The sequence below is a fragment of the Saccharothrix sp. ST-888 genome (assembly GCF_000955975.1).
Classification (GTDB): Bacteria; Actinomycetota; Actinomycetes; order Streptomycetales; family Streptomycetaceae; genus Kitasatospora.
In genome coordinates this window covers 1-277 of sequence record NZ_JYJF01001053.1, presented here as the reverse complement: position 1 = coordinate 277, position 277 = coordinate 1, and the positions used below count along the sequence as shown (strand labels likewise).

At 71.5% G+C, this 277-nt stretch carries 1 protein-coding gene; it reads left to right on the top strand.

Translation table 11 applies throughout. The features are described 5' to 3' along the window. Window positions 1-277: ketoreductase domain-containing protein (locus tag UK12_RS35565; protein WP_045307365.1), on the top strand; the 277-nt coding region annotated here is incomplete at both ends.

The window sequence follows — 277 nt, the reverse complement described above, 5'->3', positions numbered from 1 at the left end:
GCTGTCGGCGGTGTTCCACACGGCCGGTGTGCTGGACGACGGTGTCGTCGACGGCCTGACGGTGGAGCGGTTCGCCACGGTGGCGCGTCCGAAGGTGGACGCGGCGCTCAACCTGCACGAGCTGACGGCCGGTCTCGACCTGTCCGCGTTCGTGCTCTTCTCCTCCATCGCCGGTTCGATCGGCAACGCGGGCCAGGGCAACTACGCGGCGGCGAACGCCTTCCTGGACGCTCTGGCCGAGCAGCGCCGGGCCGACGGCCTGGCCGCCACCTCGATC